The sequence below is a fragment of the Brevundimonas bacteroides DSM 4726 genome, from assembly GCF_000701445.1.
GTDB classification, from domain to species: domain Bacteria; phylum Pseudomonadota; class Alphaproteobacteria; order Caulobacterales; family Caulobacteraceae; genus Brevundimonas; species Brevundimonas bacteroides.
On the sequence record NZ_JNIX01000009.1, the window covers coordinates 411,385 to 431,316 of the forward strand.

Consider the following 19,932-nt stretch of genomic DNA (forward strand, 5'->3'; position numbering starts at 1 on the left):
GGGGGAGCATCCGACCTATTCCACCGTCGATCCGCGCGTTTCGCCGACCCGCGCCGCCAAGGCCGCGCCCATGAAGCAGTCCAGATCACCATCCAGCACCCCTTGCGTATCCGAGGTCTCGACCTCGGTGCGCAGGTCCTTCACCATCTGATACGGCTGCAGGACGTAGGATCTGATCTGGTGACCCCAGCCGATGTCGGTCTTGGCGTCGGCCAGGGCCTGTGCCGCGGCCTCGCGCTTCTGCAGTTCCAGTTCGTACAGGCGGGCGCGCAGCATCTTCCAGGCCTGCTCGCGGTTCTGGTGCTGGGATCGTCCGGCCTGACAGGCCACGACGGTGTTGGTCGGGATGTGGGTCAGACGCACGGCCGAATCGGTCTTGTTGATGTGCTGTCCGCCCGCGCCGGATGCGCGATAAGTGTCGGTGCGCACATCGGCGGGGTTGATGTCGATCTCGATGGCGTCATCGACGACCGGTGAAACGCCGATCGACGCGAAGCTCGTATGCCGCTTGGCCGCCGCGTCATAGGGGCTGATGCGGACCAGGCGGTGCACGCCCGACTCCGACTTCAACCAGCCGTAGGCGTTGGGACCCTTGATCTGGATCGTCGCTGACTTGATCCCGGCTTGCTCGCCCGATTCCTCGGCCTCAACCTCGACCTCATAGCCGTGGGCCTTGGCCCAGCGCGTGTACATGCGCAGGAGCATGCCGGCCCAGTCGTTCGACTCGGTGCCGCCCGCGCCGGAGTTCACTTCCAGATAGGCGTCGTTGCCGTCGGCCTCGCCGGACAGCAGGGCCTCCAGTTCGGCGCGCGCCGCGCGCTCCTTGATGGCCTTCAGCTGAGCGCGGGCCTCCTCCAGCGTCGCCTCGTCGCCTTCCTCGTCGGCCATGTCGGCGAGCATGACGCCCTCCTCGAGGCCGGTCTCCATCTCCTTGACGGTGTTGATCTGACCCTCGAGCCGCGAGCGTTCGCGGCTCACGGCCTGGGCCTCGTCGGGCTTGTCCCACAGGGTCGGGTCCTCGACCCGGGCGTTCAGCTCATCGAGCTTTCTGACGGCGACATCCCAGTCAAAGACGCCTCCTGAGCAGAGCGACGCTCTGCTCGATGTCGGTCTTCATGGCCTCGACATCCGGTCTCATCGCAAACTCCGCGATCCAAAGGTGAGGCGCGGAGATAGAGGGGTCCGCCCGCCTTGGCTAGGGCCGACCGTGTCAGAACAGGCCGTCGAGGTCCTCGGCCGGCTCCTGCCGCTGCGGTTGCTGCGGCGACGGCTCGGACGGAGCCTGGCCGGCGGCGGCGGCGGCGGCTTCCTGCTCGCGGCGGACGACGTCGTTGTAGTTCTGCGGACCGGTCGGCGTATCGGGGCCGCGCGGACCTTCCTCTTCCCCGCGCCGGCGCTCCGTTCCGGGGCGGAAAGCCTCCTCGATGCCGCGCACCGTGCGGAACACCGCGCCACGCGGACGCACGAACGGCCGCGCCGGACGTTCACGGAGCGCATCCTCCATGAAGTCGGTGAAGATCGGCACGGCCGCCGAGGCCCCTGCCTCGCCGGAGCCCAGCGAGCGGTTGTCGTCGAAGCCCACGTAGATGCCGACCACGATGTCGGTGGTGAAGCCGACGAACCAGGCAGAACGATACTCGTTGGTGGTGCCGGTCTTGCCGCCGACCCAGCGGCCGAGGCCGCGCGCGCTGGCGGCGGTCCCGCGCTGGACCGCGCCTTCCAGCATGGAGCTGATCTGATAAGCGGTGATCGGATCGATCACCTGGGTCCCCCGCGGCTCTAGGAATGGCGAGGCCTGACCTGTGAAGGCCCGGCCGCAGTCGCGACAGCGGCGCGGGTCGGCGCGATAGATGGTCTCGCCGTCGCGGTCTTGGACGTACTCGATCAGATAGGGCTCGATCCGACGCCCCCCATTCACGAACGCGGAATAGGCCGCGGTGATGTCCAGGGCCGTCACCTCTCCGGCACCGAGCGACACCGAGAGGTTCGGCTGAAGATTGTCCGCGACGCCCATGCGCTCAGCCAGTTCGACGACCTTGTCCATGCCGATGGAGTTGGCCAGCCGCACGGTCATGACGTTGCGCGAAAGCTCCAGCCCGCGTCGAAGCGTCTGGGGGCCATAATACCGGCGGCTGTAGTTCTCTGGCGTCCAGCGACGACCGCCGGGGCCGCCCGCGAAGCTGATGGGGCCGTCCACGACGATGGAGGCCGGCGTGAAGTCGCCTTCGAGCGCGGCTGCATAGACGAACGGCTTGAACGACGAGCCAGGCTGGCGCTCCGCCTGCGTCGCGCGATTGAAACTCGACAGGGCGAACGAATAGCCGCCTACCATCGCCAGCACTCGCCCCGACTGCGGTTCGATCGCCACCAGCGCGCCGTTGACGTTCGGGATCTGCTTCAGGGCGAACTGGCCGTTGCGCGGTTCAACGAAGATCAGATCGCCGCGCCGCAGCGGCCGGTTGGCGTTAGCCCAGGCCGCGTCTGCGGCGATCAGGGTGCCGGTCTCGTCATCGCGCGCCGTGCGGACACGGACCGCATTTCCAGAGACGCTCTCCACGGCGGCGGCGCGCCACTCCCGGCGTTCAGGTGGGGCTGTCTGGCGCAGGGCAACCGCCTGCCAACCCGGCGCGAAGTCCGTCGTGCCCCAGGGACCGCGCCAGCCGTGACGGCGGTCGTAGTTCTCGAGACCACGCATCAGGGCGTCGCGCGCAGCCGTCTGGAGAGAGGGGTCCAGCGTCGTGCGCATGTAAAAGCCGCCGGCGTTCAGCTGGTCGCCGAACTCCGGATTGGCTCGGGCGATGCGGCGCGCCTCTTCCACAAAGAAGTCGGCATCCTGATACTCGGCCCGACGCGGCGCCTCGCGGGTGGTCAGGGGCGTTGCCACGGCCGCGTCATAGGCGGCCTGGGTGAGGAACTGGCTCTGCAGCATCTCGCCCAGCACCCAGTCGCGTCGGCCCCTAGCGGCTTCGGGGTGCCGCTTGGGGTGATAATTATTCGGGCCCTTGGGCAGAGCCGCGAGGAAGGCGGCCTCTTCTGGCGTCAACTGCTGGAGCGACTTGCCAAAATAGTTGAAGGCGGCCGAGGCCACGCCGTAGCTGCGATAGCCAAGGAATATCTCGTTCAGATAGAGCTCGAGGATCTGCTCCTTGGAAAGCGTCGCCTCCAGACGGCTGGAGAGAATGGCCTCCTTCAGCTTTCGGCCGATGGTGGACTCGTTGGTCAGCAGAACGTTCTTGGCGACCTGCTGGGTGATGGTGGAGCCGCCCTCCAGACGTCGGCCGGTTGCGAAGTTGAAGATGTTCTTGAACATGGCCCGGCCCAGGCCCGAAACGTCGATGCCGCCGTGCTGGAAGAAGTTACGGTCCTCGGCCGCCAGGAACGCCTGAACCAACTGGGGCGGAATCTGCTCGTAAGGAACGTAGATTCGGCGTTCGTCGGAAAACTCGCCGATCAGGGTGCCGTCGCCGGCATAGACGCGCGTGGCCGTGGGCGGCCGGTAGTCGGCCAGCTCGGACGCATCGGGCAGGTCATGCAGCAGCCAGGCAGCATAGACGGCCACGATCAGCCCGGCGAGCGCGATGGCTCCCAGCAGGGCCACGCCAGCCATCACGAACCAACGCTCGGCAACCTTCACTTCGTGGCTTCTCCGACTGACGCCCGAGAGCGGGTTTAGCCCGCGCCGGGGCCGCCGCAAAGGCCGGAAACGGCTTCTTGGATCAGCCGCCGTTCGCAGGCAGTCCGGCGATCATCGTTCCACCCGCCGGCTGGCTGAAGTAGCGGTCTATGCCCTCCGCCACGGCCCGCATCAGCCGCTGGCGGCGGCGATTGTCGGCTAGCGCTCGCTCGTCGTCCGGATTGGTCATGAAGCCCATTTCCAGCAGCACGGCCGGAACATCCGGCGCCAACAGCACGGCGAAGCCGGCATCGCGATGGCTGCGGCGCAGCAGCGGATGATCCGCCGCCTCGATGTGGGTCAGCAAGACCCGCGCGAACTGGGCCGAGCGGTTCTGGGTCGCCCTCTGGGTCATGTCGAGGAGGATGCGGTCCACCGACGGGTCGCGCCCCGGCAGGTGCAGGTCGCGGTGCCAGTCCTCCGATCGCGTGACCTCGCGCACAGCCCGCGACGCACCCTGTTCGGACAGGGTGTAGACCGAAGCGCCGCGCGTGGCCGGATCGGCGCCGGCGTCGGCATGCAGCGAGATGAACAGATCGGCGTCGGCCTGACGCGCGATGCGGACACGGCGGTTCAGCGCGACGTAGGCGTCGGTCTCGCGTGTCAGCAGCACGCGATAGCGGCCGGTGCGGTTCAGCTCGTCGCGCAGGGCGAGCGCGGCGGCCAGCGTGACCTCGCTCTCGTTGCGGTCCGCGCCCCGCGCGCCCGGGTCGTGTCCGCCGTGCCCGGCGTCGATGACGATCAGTGGACGTTCGGCGCGTCGAACCGGTGCGCGACGCGGCTCGCGCATCGCGGCGGCCGGGGACCCTCCGGTCGAGGCGATGTCGATCACGTAGCGATAGTGGGCGACCCCGTCGCCGGGCGGCAAGAGGAAGCGCCGCTCGATCCGCGCGGTGCGCGCCAGACCCAGCTGAACCCGGGAGGCTGAACCCGACGAGCTGACACGCCAGTCGCGCACGAGGCCCGTCCCGGTGCCGTCGACGCCTCGACCCGCGCCGACGCCCGCGAGCGTCAGGACCAGGCGACCGTCGTCTCCGGCTTCGATCACCTCGCCGCGCGCGGAGCGGTCCAGGTCGATGACGACCCGGGTCCGGCTCATGTCGCCGCCGAAACGGACGCTGCGCACATCGCCGGTCGCCCCGGACGCCATGCCTTGCCCGGCCACCGCCAGAACGGCGGCAAGGATGCCGAGGGCGAGTAGCGTCATGGCCCACTCGCGCAGGCTCCAGGCGGACAGGTTGAAGCGCATTGGACGCGGCATTCTGACGGCGACCCACCATTATCGTTGCCGACACCATGACCGATCGCGGTGAGCATGGGGTTAAGGCGGGCGCGAAACGCGTGCGCCTTTTCATTCACGTTCCACATGCTTATGCTCATGATTGTCCGCGAACGATCGCGCCCCGTCCTGTTGGACCGGCGCGGCCCCGGCGCGGTGCACGCTTCCCGCCTTTCGAGAGCCCCTCGGCCATGCCCGAGAATCGACGGAGTCGGGTCATTCCGAACCGGAGCCCTCGCCCTTGCGTGAGATCGCTCCAGGACCGACCAGAACCCATGGGCCCAACCGCCTGCGCAACCCTCCGACCGTTAGCCCGTCCCGGGCCGGTCGCCGTCATGGGCCAAGGCCATGACGCGGGGACGACACGCGACGTGAGCGCCTCTTACCCCATTCGGCGAGCCGCCAAGACCCCGCACCTGCGGGCAGGCCGAGCGCGCCAGAGAGAAAACTTCCATGTCCAAGACAATGCTGATCGATGCAGCGCACGCGGAGGAAACCCGCGTCGCCATCGTGGACGGCCGCCAGGTTGAGGAATTCGACTTCGAGTCGAAGACCAAGCGCCAGCTTCGCGGAAACATCTACCTCGCCAAGGTCACGCGCGTAGAGCCCAGCCTGCAGGCCGCCTTCGTCGAGTACGGCGGCAATCGCCACGGCTTCCTGGCCTTCAACGAAATTCACCCGGATTATTACCAGATCCCGGCCGCCGACCGCGAAGCCATCGCGGCCGAAGCCCATTCGGACGAGGACGATCAGGACGATCTGGGCCGCGAGTCCGACGACGGCGAATCCGAAGGCGGCCTGGCCGAGGAGGAGCGCCTAAAGCGCCGCCTCATGCGGCGCTACAAGATCCAGGACGTCATCAAGCGCCGCCAGATTTTGCTGGTGCAGGTCGTCAAGGACGAACGCGGAGGCAAGGGCGCGGCCCTGACCACCTGGCTCTCGCTGGCAGGCCGCTACTGCGTGCTCATGCCCAACACCGGCAAGGGCGGCGGCATCTCGCGCAAAATCACTCAGGCGTCTGACCGGAAGCGACTGAAGGCTGCCGCCGCGGCGCTCGACGTGCCGCGCGGCATGGGCCTTATCATCCGCACAGCCGGAGCCAAGCGCACCAAGGCCGAGATCAAGCGCGACTACGAGTATCTGCTGCGTCTGTGGGAGACCATCCGCGAGACGACCCTCGCCAGCCACGCGCCGTCCCTGATCTACGAGGAAGAAAACCTGGTCCGTCGCGCGGTTCGTGACATGTTCGACAAGGACTTCGACGGCATCCAGGTCGAGGGCATCGAGGGCTTCAAGGAAGCCCGCGACTTCATGCGCGTGCTGATGCCCAGCCAGGCCAAGAAAGTGCACCTGTATCAGGGCTCCAAGCCTCTGTTCGCCGCCAACGGCATCGAGGAACTGCTCACGCAGATCCACCAGCCGGTCGTGCCGTTGAAGTCCGGCGGCTATCTGGTGATCAACCAGACCGAGGCGCTGGTCGCGATTGACGTCAACTCCGGCCGCGCCACCAAGGAACGCAACGTCGAGGCCACGGCCTTCAAGACCAACTGCGAAGCCGCAGCCGAAGCCGCTCGCCAGTTGCGGTTGCGCGACCTGGCCGGTCTGATCGTCATCGACTTCATCGACATGGACGAGTCCAAGAACAACCGGACCGTCGAGCGCATCCTGAAGGACGAGCTGGCGCGGGACCGCGCCCGCATCCAGATGGGCCGCATATCGAGCTTTGGCCTCATGGAGATCAGCCGACAGCGTCGTCGTCTGGGGGTCATCGAAGGCGCGACCGAAGTCTGCCCGCACTGCGCCGGGGCCGGCCGCGTGCGCTCTGCCGAGAGCGCGGCACTCATGGTGCTGCGCGCCGTCGACATCGAGGCCGGCAAGAACGGCGCCGGGTCGATCAATCTGAGGGTTTCCTCCGCCGTAGCCCTCTACATTCTGAACCACAAGCGGGATTACCTGCAGCACCTGCAGAAGACGCGCGGCCTTGCCGTCGTCATCCAGATTGATGATCGCCTGGGTCAAGGCGAGAGCCTGATCGAGCGCACCGAGACCAACGAGGACTTCACTCCGCCGGAGACAACGATCTCTCAGGTCGATCTCGAGGATGACTTCGACGAAGCGGCCCTCGAAGACGAGGAAGAGGCCGACGACGAGGATGACATCGCGCTCGACGACGAGGACGAGGACGAGGACGAGGACGATCTCGACCGCGAGGACACCGACGACGACGAAACGCCCGAGCGGGCTGAGCGTCACGACGGCGAGGGCCGTCGGGGCCGGGGCCGCCGGCGTCGGGGCGGACGTCGGGACGAGGCACCGGTCGAGGACGCCACTCCGGCGAATGATGACGACGACGCCGAGGGCCGCCGCCGTCGTCGCGGTCGGCGCGGCGGACGCCGCATCCGCGAGGACGGCGAGGGTGAAACGGGTTCGAGCGCCTTCTTCTGGGTGCGCGGCCGCACGCCGTCGCTGGAAGACCCCTACGTATGGTTCGATCCTCTGAACCCGCAGCCGCGCGGGGAGCGTGGGCCTGCGCCTGCTTCGGCCGAGGGCGACGCCGAGCGTCCGGCCCGTACCCCGGAAAGCCTGGAGGCCGGGGTGTCCGGCGACCGCGAGGGCGGGCGTCGCCGCCGTCGTCGCGGCCGGGGTCGCGGTCGTGATCGCTTCGAACAGGATGACGCGGGCGCTGCGGAGGCATCCGATGCCGTCGCCGCCGAGACCGAAGGCCCGGTCGCCGACGCCGCACCCGCCATCGCCGCCGAGCCGCAGCGCCGCCGCGTGCGCCGCAAGTCTGCGGCGGCTACGGCTGAGGTCGAAACAGACGCCGAGCCCGTGGAAGCGGTCGTCGAGGAGGAAGCCGTCGCCGCAGCCGGGCCGGACCCCGAGGCGGTCCCGGAGGTCGCTCCGGAACCCGTGGCGGAGCCCGAGCCGAGGCCGGAACCCGAACCCGTGGCCGCGGTCGCCGAGCCCGAGCCGGCTCCTGCCGCGCCGAGCCTGACCGAGATCATCGCCAACGATCCGGCGCAGATCACCGCACCCCCGCCCAAGCCGAAGCGCGGGTGGTGGCGCCTGTGACCGATCCGCACTAGCTTGGGGAGACGAGGCGGGGGCGCCTGTCTGAGGAGTTCGCCATGATCGGGCTGACCCGTCTCGCCTTGAAGCCCCTGACCGGGCTGATCGCCGCCGCGGCCATGGTCGTGGCGGCCACGCCCGCCTCGGCCCAGTCGACCATCCGCGACACCGAGGTCGAGGGCATCATCCGCGAGTGGTCGGACCCGGTGTTCGTGGCCATGGGGCTGGAACCGGCCGACGTCGAGGTGTTGCTGGTCGCCGACAATGACCTCAACGCCTTCGCCACGCGCGGGCGGATCATGGGCGTCAATACCGGCCTGATCCTGCGGACCGACAACCCCAACCAGCTTCTGGGCGTGCTCGCCCACGAGGCGGGCCACATCAAGAACCGCCACACCCTGCGCGATGGGGCGTCCAGCGCGGGTATGCAGCCCTTCCTGATGTCGATGGCGCTGGGGGCGCTGGCGGTCTTGGCGGGCGAGCCGGGCGCGGGCGCCGCCCTCCTCGGCTCAGGCCAGTACTTCGGCACCCTGGGCGCCCTGCGCTATCTCCAGGGCCAGGAGGGCGAGGCCGACATCACCGCCGCCCGCGGTCTGGAAGCCGCCGGTGAATCGGGTCGCGGCCTGGTGGAGTTCTTCGAGAACTTCCGCAGCCAGGAAGTCTTCTCCGACGCCCGCCGCTTCCCCTATTTCCGCAGCCACCCGCTGTCCGGCCAGCGCATCGAGGCCCTGCGCCGCCCCGTGGAGGCCATGTCGAACTACGACCGCGTCGACAGCCCCGAGCGCATGGCCCAACACGCCCTGATCCGCGCCAAGATCCAGGCCTTCATGAACCCGCCGACCCAGACGTTGCGGACCTTTCTGGAGACCGACACCTCGTTTCCGGCGCGCTACGCCCGCGCCATCGCCTGGTACCGGGATGGCCAGACCCAGCGGGCGCTGGACGCCACTGACGCCCTGATCGCCGAGGACGACGACAACCCCTACCTCTGGGAGCTGAAAGGCCAGATCCTGTTCGAGGAAGGCCGCCCGGCCGAGGCCATCGCCGCCCATCGTCGTTCGGTCGAGCTGCTGCCCGACGCGCCGCTGCTGCGCATTAACCTCGCCCATGCCCTCATCGAAACCAGCGATCCAACCCAGCTGGACGACGCCGTCGACAACCTGAAAATGGCCACCGCCCGCGAGCCGGAGAACACCCTGGCCTGGCGTCTGCTGTCCCAGGCCTACTCCAGCCAGGGCAAGGAAGGCGAGGCTCGCCTGGCCTCGGCCGAGTTCTACTTCGCAGCCGGAGGCGAGGAACAGGCGACCCAGTTCGCCCTGCGCGCCCGCGATCTCCTGCCGCGCGGTTCGATCGAGTGGCGTCGCGCCATGGACATCGTGCTCGCGTCTGGCGCCACCATGGACGACATCGACGACCTGGACCGCCGCCAGGAACGCCAGCGCGGAACCGTCATCGCCCCGCCCGGCGCCTGACCCCGACTTCTCCGAGACCCGCATGACCGACGATACGTCCTCGCCGCCTCCGCCCACGCGCGACCCCTTCGCCTTCTTTGCCTCAGGTCACGGGGGCGCCCTGGCCGTCGCCATGTCGGTCGTGGCGCTCGGTCTGGCGGCGGCGCCCTACGCCACCGGCGGCTCATTCGGCGATAAGGTCCGGGCGTATCTGATCGCCAATCCCGAAGTGCTCGATGAAGCCGTCCAGGCCCGTCAGCAAGGCGAGGAAGCCAAGCGGGTCGAGACCATCAACGCCGCCGTCGCCGCCAACGCGGCGCTGCTCGCGCCCGACCCGCGCGATCCCGCCATCGGCCCGGCCGACGCCAAGGTGACGGTCATCGAGTTCTTCGACTACCGCTGCCCGGGCTGCAAGGCGGTGTCTGAGGACTACCTTGCCCTGATCCGCGCCCATCCGGACGTGCGCTTCGTGTTCAAGGAGTGGCCCATCCTGGATCGCGGCGACGACACCACGTCGAACTACGCCGCCCGCGCCGCGCTCGCCGCCCATGCCCAGGGCCGCTACCTGCCGGTGCATCAGGCCCTGATGGCAGAGCCTGCCCTGGACCCTGAGACGGTCGATCGCATCCTGACGGAGAACGGCGTCGACCTCGCTCGCGCCCGGGAGGTCATCGCATCACCCGAGACCGACGATCTGATCGGCGACATCAACACAGCCGGCCAGACCCTCGGCCTCGTCGGCACCCCGACCTTCCTGATCAACGGCCGCACGACGTCGACCATCAACCCGGTCGAGGTCTCCGCGGCGATCGAAGCCGCGAAACGGAGCTAGCTCCCGCCCCCGGCGATGGCCTGGCCAAAGCTCTTCCAGCTCAGCTTCACGTCCGACAGAGCGCCGGCCCGGAACGCCCGGCCCGCCAGCCACACCATCAGCAAGGCGACGGCGAACATCCCCGCCATGGTGCCGATGATCTCGATCAGCGGCGGCCCGGACGGCGCGCGCGCGGCCATAAGGAACGGCGTGAAGAAGGGCACCCAGGACGCGAACCGAACCATCGGCGCATCCGGGTTCACCAGGGCGAACTGCACCAGCAGGATGGGGATCACCAGCACCATCATGATCGGTCCCATCAGGGTCTGGGCGTCACGCGGCGTCTCGCAGAAGGCCCCGATCGCGGCGAACAGCACCGCGTACATCAGGTAGCCGCCGACGATGTAGGCCAGGAAATAGAAGATCAGGCCATCGCGGGTCAGGATCTCCCAGATGTTCGCTGCCTGCTCCGGCACAGTCGTGATCAGCCCCGCCGCGCCGATCCCGCCCCACACGACCAGCACGGACAGCGTCAACATCGCCACGCCCAGCACCTTGCCGGTCAGGATTTCGGTCGGCGAGGCCGACGACAGGAGGACCTCAAGGATCTTGTTCGACTTCTCCTCCATCACGCTGTTCAGCAGGATGGAGGCCCCCGTGATGATCAGCGACCACAACAGGAAGCTGAAGGCCAGGCCGATGATGCCCGGCAGCCGATCCTTGAACGACACCTCGCCCCCGTCCGACGCCCGGGGCGAAAACAAGGTGACCTCGGGTCGGAAGGCGTCGGTCGCCTCGACCACGGCCGGATCGATCCCGGCCTGGGTCAGGACGGCGTCGCGATTGGCGTCGCGCAAGGCGGCGCGTACGAAGTCTTCCACCGTGTCGTCGGTGGCCCGAGCCGCCCACACCCGCGCCGCCGGCCCTTCTGCCGTGCGGTCGAGAAACACCACGGCGTCCAGACGCTGTTCCTTGGGCGTCTCATCGGTCAGATAGCGGCGTACGACCGCATCGCGCGCCTCGCCGGGCGCGGCCGCCGTCAGGTCGGCCGGAGCCTCGACGATCCGCATGCGCTGGCGGGTCATCTGGGCGATGGCGCCCTGTGTCGCGCCGGCAGGCGCGCCTGACGCCTCAGCGGCCTTCTCGGCCGCTTCTCGCGCGCGCTCGGCCGAACGCTCGGCCTCATCGGCCAGACGGCCCTGGACCGCGGCCGCCAGCCCGGCGGCCTGCGGCCCCTCCTCGATCAGGACCACGGCTCGAACCGGGTCGGCGTTGTCCATCAAGAGGGGGATCGCTCCGCCCAGCACCGCGAACAGCGGAAACGCCAGCAGCGACAGCCAGAAGCCGACTGTCCGGGCGTAAGCCATGAACTCGCGGCGCGCGATCAGGAGAATGCGGTTCATCGGGCGGCCTCCGAAGCCACTTCATTGCGGGCGACGCTCTGGTCCTGATCGGGATGGTCGCCGGTCAGGTCGATGAAGGCGTCGTGCAGCGTCGGCTCCTTCAGCTCGAAGCGGCGAACGTCCAGCCCGTTCAGGAAGGCCGCCTTGAGGGCCTCCTGCCCTGCGGCGCCCTGCGCGAGCGCGGCCTTCAGGGTGCGAACGCCGTCCTGTTCGGAAACGACCTCGACGCCGGTCACCCCCGGCAGGGCCGCCGCCTGATCGACAGCGATCGCCCCTTCCAGATCGAGGAAGCGGCGGCTGGTCGCCCGCGCCTCGCTCACCGTTCCGTCGAACGCCTTCCTGCCCCGTGCGATCAACACCACTTGGTCGCACAACCGCTCTGCGTGCTGCATGACGTGGGTGGAGAACAGCACCGTCGCCCCGTTCGCCGCCAGATCGCGGATCACCGTCTCCAAGCCCTGCTGATTGACGGGATCGAGCCCGCTGAACGGCTCGTCCAAGATCACGAACTCCGGCTGATGCACGACCGAAGCGATCAGCTGGACCTTCTGGGCCATCCCCTTGGACAGCTCCTTCATCTTCTTGTTGCGCGACGCGCCGAGGCCCTGCGCCTCCAGCATTTCCTTCGCGCGTTTACGCCCTTCCCCCGTCGGCAGGCCCTTCAGCGAACCGAAGAAGGCGATCGCATCGACCGGCGTCATCTTCTTGTAGAGGCCCCGCTCTTCCGGAAGGAAGCCGATCCGGTCGCGCACCATCCGTCCGTCCGGCGCGCCCAGGATAGAGATGCTCCCCGTCGTCGCGGGCTGCAGCCCCAGGATCATGCGGATGGTCGAGGTCTTGCCCGCGCCATTTGGCCCCAGGAACCCGCAGATCGCGCCCTTGCGGACCGAGAAACTCAGGTCGCGCACGGCCTGAAAGCCGCCGTATCGCTTGCTCACGCCCTCGAGCGTCAAGGCATCCATGCGTGTCCCCACTGCTTACAGGCCTAAGGGGTAGCAAAGGACGCTTTACATGCAAACTGTATTCGCCGTCATCTGCGGCGATATCGGCGTCAGCCGACGACCGGCGTCTCCACCGCGACCTCGAAGCTCTGCCCCACGACTCGGCTGGGGTTGATCTGGACGCCGTCGCGGCGGACCTCGAAGTGCAGATGCGGCCCGGTCGAGTACCCGGTCGAACCCACCAGCCCGATTCGCTCACCCGCCAGCACCCGATCGCCCGACGCCACGTCGATACGGCTCAGGTGAGCATACAGGGTGGTCATGCCGTTGGGATGGCGCACCTCGATGAAGTTGCCATAGCCATCGGGCTGCCGGCCGATGCGAACGATCTCACCTTCGGCCGAGGAATAGACGGCAGTGCCCGTAGGGGCTGCGATATCGACGCCCTTGTGCATGCGCGCGCCCCGCTCGCCGCCCAGCCGGCGCATGCCGAAACGGGAGTTGATCGGGAAGCCGCGCACGGGCTCTTCGAACATGATCATCCGGGTCACCGGACCCGCCGGCTCGGCCACGGCGGTGACGGGCGGAAGTTCTGGCAGGCTGCCGGGCTCAATGGCTGGCTCGGGGATGGCCGGAGCCATCGCCATGGCCAGGACGGCGACGCCCGCGAGGGCCGCTCCTTGGCTGGATTGAACGAGAAGGCCACGAAGGCTCGGCAAGGGTCGGCGCATGAAGTCGTCGGCTCTGTCGGCGCTTTGGGTAAAGCTGTCAGGAGCGTCGCTGTTACGATCGGTAACCGTCCGCGAGCGGCGCAGGCCGCCGTTCTAAGGTTTCATGGGGCGACTTTGGGGCGGGGGGCGCGGCAGGGGGTCGCACCCTGGAACCCAAAGGAAAGGCGCGCCGGATCGACCCGGCGCGCCTCTCAGTCGCTTTGGCTGAGCAGGTCAGCCCAGAGGCAGAGTGATCGTCACGCCCCCGGTGTGCCCGTCCGCCTGGTCGCCGAAACGACCCCGGTAGCCGATCTCGATATCCAGGATACCGACTTTGCCGGTGACCCCGGCGGCCGCGATGAAGGAACCGCCAAACGGATCCTCATAGTCGCGCGCCAGCACCTGCGCCGGGTTGTTCAAAATGCCGACACGCACAGCCTGAGAACTGTCATCGAGGCTGTCGCGATAGCCGCCTTCCGCAAAGACGCCGAAGCCGCCGACGTCGCCTTCCGCCCGCAATGCGACCTCTCCGGTCACGCCTTTCACCTCGCGATCCCGGTACTCGTAGGTCGCCGCCAGCCCCTGTTCGACATAGCCGTCGATATCGGACGAGGCATAGGTGACGGCCACGCGGGGCGAGACCCGCAGGCCGCCCATGTCGAACCACAGACCCGCCTGGCCCCGGACGCCGACGCTGGATCCTTCGGTGACGCCCGATTGCACCAGGACACCGAGCGCGCTCTGACGGCGGATGTCTTCGAAATCCTCGGCAGCGATGCCGGCGGCGGCGTTGACGAACAGCGCGCCTGAGCGCCAGCCGCCGTAGACGTCAGCCGACAGCGTCTCCAGCACGAAGCCGGTCGCTCCGGCCTCGACATCGGCGCGGCGATAGCCGCCCGCCACGCCGAACCGCCAGGCCTGCGTCCCCGTCTCGAACGCCATCCGCCCGCCGTAGCTGGTCGCTTCGGCCGCGCCGACTGGTCCGCGCGCGTCCGTCTCGGTCGTGTCATAGAGGCCGCTGACCGAGACCGAAGTCCCCGCCTCCCACGCCGCCGAGCCCGACAAGCTGGCGGTCGCCATGTCCAGCGCGTCCTCGCGGTGGCGATAGGCCGTCTCACCCTGCAACGTGGTGGGCGCGCCGCGATCGCCGTAGTACAGGTAGTCGTTGGCCAGGTTGGCAATCAGGGCATGGCCCGCCGCCGTCGGGTGAACGCCGTCCCAGTAGAGATAGTTCTGCGGGTCCGGGCACACTGTCACGCCGTTGAAGCACGAGGCGGTGACGTTGGTCAGACCGAACAGACCGGGATTGGACGCCAAGGCGTCTCCGACCTTGGCGAGATCGAACAGAATGATGTTGGTGTTGGGCCGCGTCGGAGCCAGCGTCAGCAACGCGCTTTGCAATCCGGTGTTGAAGGCGGTTCCGGCGAAATCGGCCAGCGGAGCCAGCGGCGTGGGACGGAACTGCGGCGTGACGCCCAGGCGGGGCAGATTGGTCACCAAGATGGTCCCCGCTCCGCGCGAAGCGATGTCGCCGACGATGAAGCTGATGTCCGATACCGCGCCTGTCACGAAGGGTGTGATGTAGCCCGTCGGATTGGCCTGAACCGCCGCGGGCTGGGTGGGAAACGCGCCCAGAGCCTGGAAGATGTTGTTCGCGCCACCCAGCACGCTGACCAGATCGCCGGACCGGAACGTGCCGCCCGCCGTGGTATAGGTCGTCAGCTGCTGGCGCATACCCGGTGGGAAGGCCACGACGTTGTCCGTGCGCGAGCCGCCGTAGGCGTAGTTGATGCTGCCGTTGACCGAGCCATTGAACCTGGCTGCGTTGAAACCCAGCAGCTCCGTGAATACCGGCCCGTTCGAGAACCGCCCCCGGAAATACGGCGGCGACGTCGGCTGCGTCCCGCCCGAGGCCAGGAACAGGTTGCCGTTGTCGCTCAGCGAATCACCGAACACGACGAGGCGGTTGTAGGTCTGGGCCGAAGCGGTGCCAGACAGTGCGGCAGCGGCGGCGAGCGTCAGGGCGCCGAGCGCGGCCCCGCGAAGAAAGCGTTTCATGATGTCCTCCCGTCGGCCGCCTTGTTTGCAACCGTTGTGCAACACTGTGCGCCGTCTACGGACAGACGCAAGATGCCGTAGGGGAAGGCTCTAGTGGAGCAACCGGAAACGCAGCGTTCCAGCAACACCCTTCAGCACCCGCAGCGCCTGCGGATCATAGTCGCGGTCCACGTCGGTGATGACATAGCCGGTCCGCTCGTCGGTCTTGAGATGCTGGCCCAGGATGTTCAGACCCGCTGCGGAGAGTTCACGGTTCAGCTCGGCCAAGACGCCCGGCTGGTTCCGGTGGATGTGCAGAATGCGGTGCCCGCCCGAGACCTCAGCCAGCTGTACGTTGGGCAGGTTGACGCAGAACGTTGTGTCGCCTCGGTTCAGATAGCCCAGCAGCCGCTCCGCCGCGAACTCGGCGATGGCTTCCTGCGCTTCCTCGGTCGAGCCGCCAATGTGCGGGGTCAGGATGACGTTCTTCAGGCCCCGCAGCGGGCTATCGAAGGGATCGGCGTTGGTGCGCGGCTCCTCCGGAAAGACGTCGATGGCCGCCCCGCCGACCCGACCCGAGCCGATGGCCTGGGCCAGGGCGCCGACGTCCACCACATGCCCCCGCGACAGGTTCAGGAACAACGTCCCCGGCTTCATCGCCTGGAACTGCGCCGCGCCGATCAGGTTGGCGTTCTCCTTGCGCCCGTCGACGTGCAGGCTGACCACGTCGGCCTCCGCCAGCAGGGCGTCCAGCGACCGCATCCGCCGCGCGTTGCCCAGCGCCAGACGCTCCGACAGGTCGTGGAAGATCACCCGCATCCCCAGCGCCTCGGCCAGCACCGACAGCTGCGACCCGATCGCCCCGTAACCGACGATGCCCAGCGTCTTGCCGCGCAACTCGCGTGATCCGTCCGCCGACTTGTTCCACTTGCCCTCGTGCATCGCTGCCGATTTGTCGGCCACATCGCGCATCAGGGCGACGGTCAGGCCGATGGCTAGTTCCACCACGCTGCGGGTGTTCGAATAGGGGGCGTTGAAGACGGCCACGCCCCTGCCCGCCGCCGCCTCCAGATCGATCTGGTTGGTGCCGATGCAGAAAGCCGCGACGGCGAGCAGCCGGTCGGCTTCCGACAGCACCCGCTCGGTGACGTTGGTCTTGGACCGGATGCCCAGCACATGGACACCCTTGATCGCCGCGATCAGGTCGTCCTCGTCCAGCGCGCCCTTCTGGGTTTCGACCGAGTATCCGGCGTCCTCCAGACGCTCCACCGCCGCCGGGTGAATGTTCTCCAGCAACAGCATGCGGATGCGGCTCCGCGGATAGCTCCACCGCCCGGCCAGACCTTCGGCATGCAGCAACTCGTCGATGGACCGCGCCTCGGCGTCGGCGACCTCGACCACGCGCTCACGCCGCGCGATCTCGGTGAAGGCGTAGAAGCGATCCGCCGCACCGGCCAGCTTGACCTCGGCGTCGGTCCAGCCGTCCCCGACCATGACGACGGGACCTGTCAACCCCAGCGCCTTGATGACCTCCGGCTTGCCGCCCTCGCGCGACAGGGGGTTGACCTCGTCCACGCCGATCACGCGGCCCGCGTCGTCATAGACGAGATCGTTGCACAGCACCCTGTCCGCGCGCACGCCCAGCCGCTGGGCGATGGGCGCGATGATCTCGCGGAATCCGCCCGAAAGAATCACGAGCCGCTCGGGGTTCTCATTGAAGAATTTCAGGTTCCGCCGCACCGACGGCGTGCCTTCGTCGAGAATGCGGTCCGCCAGGCTCAGCACATGCTCCCGCGTCAGCGGCAGGAGCTTGAGGCGGGTCCGCAACGCTTCGCCGAAGCCGATCTCGCCCGCCATCGCCCTATCGGTCAGCGACGCGACCTCGGCCCGGATCGCCTCGGCGTCCGCATAGCCGGCCAAGGCGATCTCGGCGAGCGCCTCCAGCGTTTCGATCCTCACCAGGGTCGAGTCGAAGTCGAAGATCAGCGTGGGGGCGGCCATGCCCCTGTTAAGCGGACCTTCGCAGATGCAGCAAGGCCGCAGCCACGCCTGCGGCCTCGATAGCGTCGAACGACTTTAGAGCCCGGTGATCCGCCGCACCCGGCTGTCCGGCCGCTGGCTCTCCAGCGCCGCCGCGCCGATGGCCGCTGCGATGGTCGCCACCGCCAGCAACGCCCCGCCCTCCTTGGCGTGATCTCGGGCATAACGACCGGCCTCGTCGGCATAGCGACGGGCCTCACGGGCGTACTTGCGACGCTGCTTTTCCGACACCGCGCGCTGACCGCGCTTCAGCAGCTTGCGGGCGCCATATCGTGCGTCGTCCGACAGGTCGCTCGCCCGGTCGCCCAGATCGGCGGCGCGTTCGCCAAGACCCCGCGAGATGTCGCTGAACCGGTGGCGCAGCGTCTCGGCGTCGATCCAGCCGCGCGGGTCGATGCGGTCGCGGATCGCCTCATAGCGGCGCGGGCCCGTGCGCTGGGTCAGCAGCACCGCCGCCGCCGCCGCCAGCACGACAACCGCAAGAGAACCGGCCGTGACGCCGGGATGTTTCCTTACCTCGGCCAGGGCGCTGAAGTTGCGAACCATGGGATAGATCATCTCCTCGTCGGTATCCTCGCCGTCTGGCCCGTCCAGGCCCTCGGCGTCCCACGCGGGATCGTCGCCCCGCCGTGCCACAGGAGCGAACCGGGCCAGCAAAGGTTCCGCGAACTCCGGCGCCGCCGCCGAGATCATGGCGATCAAACGCCCCGTCCCGCCGACCGTGATCTCGGTGATCGGATGGTGCGCGCACCACAGGGCCGCGTCGGCCACCACCTCGGCCGCATAGACCGGCTGGGGCGGCAGGCCCGCTCGCCGCGCTCCGGCCGGGTAAAGCACCGGCCCCGGCTTGATCAGCGACACCGACACCGGATGGTCGTCCCGCCTTAGCCGCGCCCGCAGGTCGTTGATGAAGGCTTTGGTCGCCGCCTTGGCCGCCTCGTGCGCGACCCAGCCGGGTTCGGGGAGATCCGAGAGGCTGGGGCCCACATTGACGATCGCCCCTCCCCCCTTGCGCCGCGATAGATGCTCGGCGGCGATCAGCGAGCCGTTGACTAGGCCCTCATAGCCCGCGTGTTCGCCTGCCCCGGCGTCGTCGATTCCGCTATCGTCAGCGACGGGCGTCTGGACGGGTCCGACGATGTTGATCCAGCTGGTGAAGCCCTCGAACAGCCGCACGCACTTCTGGGCCGCCGCCGACAGGGCGTCGTAGTCAGCCGGGTCCGCCGCCGCATAGGCCGCCCGCCCGCCGTCCCGCTGGATCGCCTCCACGAGATGGCGCAGCGCCCGCTCGTCGGTGTCGATCAGGAAGACGCAAGCCCCCGCCCGCGCCGCCCGCCGCGCCGTGGCCAGTCCCACGCCGTGCGCCGCCTGGGTGACCACGATCGCCTGCTGCTTCAGGGGCTTCAGCGACGGTCTGTCGAACATGGGCGGTCTCTCGGAAGCAATGGTCGCGACACAGATAGCCACGCGAACCGGCCCTTACCATCGCGCTTGTGGTTTCCTATCTTGCCCCCTTCACCGATTTTCTGCTTCCCAGGATCCGCCGTGACCGATCACGCGCCGGCGCCCAGCGCGCCCACCGACAACCTCGCCGCCGCCTTCCAGATCGAGGGCTGGCCCGTGCGCGGCCGCCTGGTGCGGCTGGGCGATGCCATCGACACCATTCTGTCCGCCCACGCCTATCCGGAGCCGGTCGCGGCCCTGCTCGGCGAAGCCTGCGCGCTCGCCGCCCTGGTCGGCTCCAGCCTGAAGTTCGAAGGCCGTCTGATCGTCCAGGCCCAGGGCGACGGCCCGGTCCGCTATGTCGTCGCCGACTACGACACCGAGGGATTCCTGCGCGGCTACTGCCGCTACGACGAGGCCGATGTCGCCGCCGCCTCGAGCGGCTTCGCGCGCCCCGGCGCCCGGACCCTACTGGGCCAGGGCGTCTTCGTCATGACCCTGGACCGCGGCCCGGACTTCGAGCGCACCCAGGGCATCACCCCCATCGAGGGCGAGAGTCTGTCGCTGGCCGCCGAGCACTACTTCGAACAGTCCGAGCAGATCCCGACCAAGGTGCGCCTGGCCGTCGGCCCCGTCACCACCGGCGCCGGCACGCATTGGCGCGCGGGTGGCGCTCTCATCCAGCTGATCGCCGCCGACGACGCCCGCGGCTCGACCGAGGAAGCCTGGGACCGCACCCGCGCCCTGTTCCACACCCTGGCCGACGACGAACTGATCGATCCCACGATCACGCCCCAGACGCTGCTGTTCCGCCTGTTCCACGAGGACGGGGTGAGGCTGGAGGACGCCCGCCCGCTCAAGGCCCAGTGCCGCTGCTCCGCCGACCGCGTCGAGACGGTCTTGGCCTCCTTCAGCCCGGAGGAACGCGCCGACATGGTCGAGCCGGATGGCAAGATCCATGTCACCTGCGAGTACTGCGCGCGCGTCTATGCGCTGGAGCCCCAAGCGGCCGGGGCTTAAAGAGCCGGCCTCGCGGATGGAGAGGCACACGTAGGCCTCAGTGCCAGAACGTCAT

13 protein-coding genes are annotated in these 19,932 nt (G+C 68.5%); 4 read left to right on the forward strand and 9 right to left on the reverse strand.

The window, feature by feature from the left end; genetic code table 11:
- Nucleotides 1-15: 15 nt before the first annotated feature.
- The 3 genes from prfB to Q333_RS0109450 all read right to left on the reverse strand — a co-directional run bounded on the left by prfB (nt 16) and on the right by Q333_RS0109450 (nt 4,922).
- Nucleotides 16-1,138 (reverse strand): peptide chain release factor 2 gene (prfB, locus tag Q333_RS0109440; RefSeq protein ID WP_157072414.1). Its coding sequence is split into 2 segments (ribosomal slippage): nt 16-1,068 and nt 1,070-1,138, totalling 1,122 coding nucleotides; the frame shifts between segments, so codons are not numbered across the junction.
- 72 nt (nt 1,139-1,210) lie between these two features.
- On the reverse strand, nt 1,211-3,634 hold the full coding sequence (locus tag Q333_RS0109445; RefSeq protein WP_035294044.1) for a PBP1A family penicillin-binding protein: 2,424 nt from the start codon (nt 3,632-3,634) through the stop codon (nt 1,211-1,213).
- A gap of 82 nt (nt 3,635-3,716) precedes the next feature.
- Nucleotides 3,717-4,922 carry an N-acetylmuramoyl-L-alanine amidase gene (locus Q333_RS0109450; RefSeq protein WP_245591520.1) on the reverse strand — a complete coding sequence of 402 codons (1,206 nt, stop codon included), beginning with the start codon at nt 4,920-4,922 and terminating at the stop codon, nt 3,717-3,719.
- A 483-nt stretch (nt 4,923-5,405) separates the two neighbouring features.
- Between Q333_RS0109450 and Q333_RS0109455 the strand changes: the two genes are divergently transcribed.
- From Q333_RS0109455 to Q333_RS0109465, 3 genes are read left to right on the forward strand one after another with little or no spacing between them, the layout of a single operon-like run.
- Nucleotides 5,406-8,024: an Rne/Rng family ribonuclease gene (locus tag Q333_RS0109455; protein ID WP_029416515.1), complete on the forward strand. Its 2,619-nt coding sequence runs from the start codon at nt 5,406-5,408 to the stop codon at nt 8,022-8,024.
- A 56-nt stretch (nt 8,025-8,080) separates the two neighbouring features.
- Nucleotides 8,081-9,493: a M48 family metalloprotease gene (locus Q333_RS0109460; protein ID WP_029416516.1), complete on the forward strand. Its 1,413-nt coding sequence runs from the start codon at nt 8,081-8,083 to the stop codon at nt 9,491-9,493.
- A 22-nt stretch (nt 9,494-9,515) separates the two neighbouring features.
- On the forward strand, nt 9,516-10,304 hold the full coding sequence (locus Q333_RS0109465; protein WP_029416517.1) for a DsbA family protein: 789 nt from the start codon (nt 9,516-9,518) through the stop codon (nt 10,302-10,304).
- On the opposite strand, the gene Q333_RS0109470 is transcribed toward Q333_RS0109465, so the two are convergent.
- The 6 genes from Q333_RS0109470 to Q333_RS0109495 all read right to left on the reverse strand — a co-directional run bounded on the left by Q333_RS0109470 (nt 10,301) and on the right by Q333_RS0109495 (nt 18,839).
- Complete coding sequence (locus Q333_RS0109470; protein ID WP_029416518.1) at nt 10,301-11,686, reverse strand: ABC transporter permease; 1,386 nt, start codon at nt 11,684-11,686, stop codon at nt 10,301-10,303. The two genes, Q333_RS0109465 and Q333_RS0109470, sit on opposite strands and share 4 nt — an antisense overlap.
- Nucleotides 11,683-12,648 carry an ABC transporter ATP-binding protein gene (locus Q333_RS0109475; RefSeq protein ID WP_029416519.1) on the reverse strand — a complete coding sequence of 322 codons (966 nt, stop codon included), beginning with the start codon at nt 12,646-12,648 and terminating at the stop codon, nt 11,683-11,685. Before Q333_RS0109475 ends, Q333_RS0109470 begins: the two co-directional genes overlap by 4 nt.
- Before the next feature lie 89 nt (nt 12,649-12,737).
- Nucleotides 12,738-13,358: a M23 family metallopeptidase gene (locus tag Q333_RS0109480; protein WP_029416520.1), complete on the reverse strand. Its 621-nt coding sequence runs from the start codon at nt 13,356-13,358 to the stop codon at nt 12,738-12,740.
- A 213-nt stretch (nt 13,359-13,571) separates the two neighbouring features.
- Nucleotides 13,572-15,395: an SGNH/GDSL hydrolase family protein gene (locus Q333_RS0109485; protein ID WP_029416521.1), complete on the reverse strand. Its 1,824-nt coding sequence runs from the start codon at nt 15,393-15,395 to the stop codon at nt 13,572-13,574.
- A 90-nt stretch (nt 15,396-15,485) separates the two neighbouring features.
- Nucleotides 15,486-17,375 (reverse strand): phosphoglycerate dehydrogenase, encoded by a 1,890-nt coding sequence (gene serA / locus Q333_RS0109490; protein ID WP_029416522.1) that lies wholly within the window; start codon nt 17,373-17,375, stop codon nt 15,486-15,488.
- A gap of 75 nt (nt 17,376-17,450) precedes the next feature.
- Nucleotides 17,451-18,839 (reverse strand): SDR family NAD(P)-dependent oxidoreductase, encoded by a 1,389-nt coding sequence (locus tag Q333_RS0109495; protein WP_029416523.1) that lies wholly within the window; start codon nt 18,837-18,839, stop codon nt 17,451-17,453.
- A gap of 120 nt (nt 18,840-18,959) precedes the next feature.
- Between Q333_RS0109495 and Q333_RS0109500 the strand changes: the two genes are divergently transcribed.
- Nucleotides 18,960-19,877, forward strand: coding sequence for an Hsp33 family molecular chaperone (locus tag Q333_RS0109500; RefSeq protein WP_029416524.1), 918 nt, complete (start codon nt 18,960-18,962; stop codon nt 19,875-19,877).
- Nucleotides 19,878-19,932: the final 55 nt, after the last annotated feature.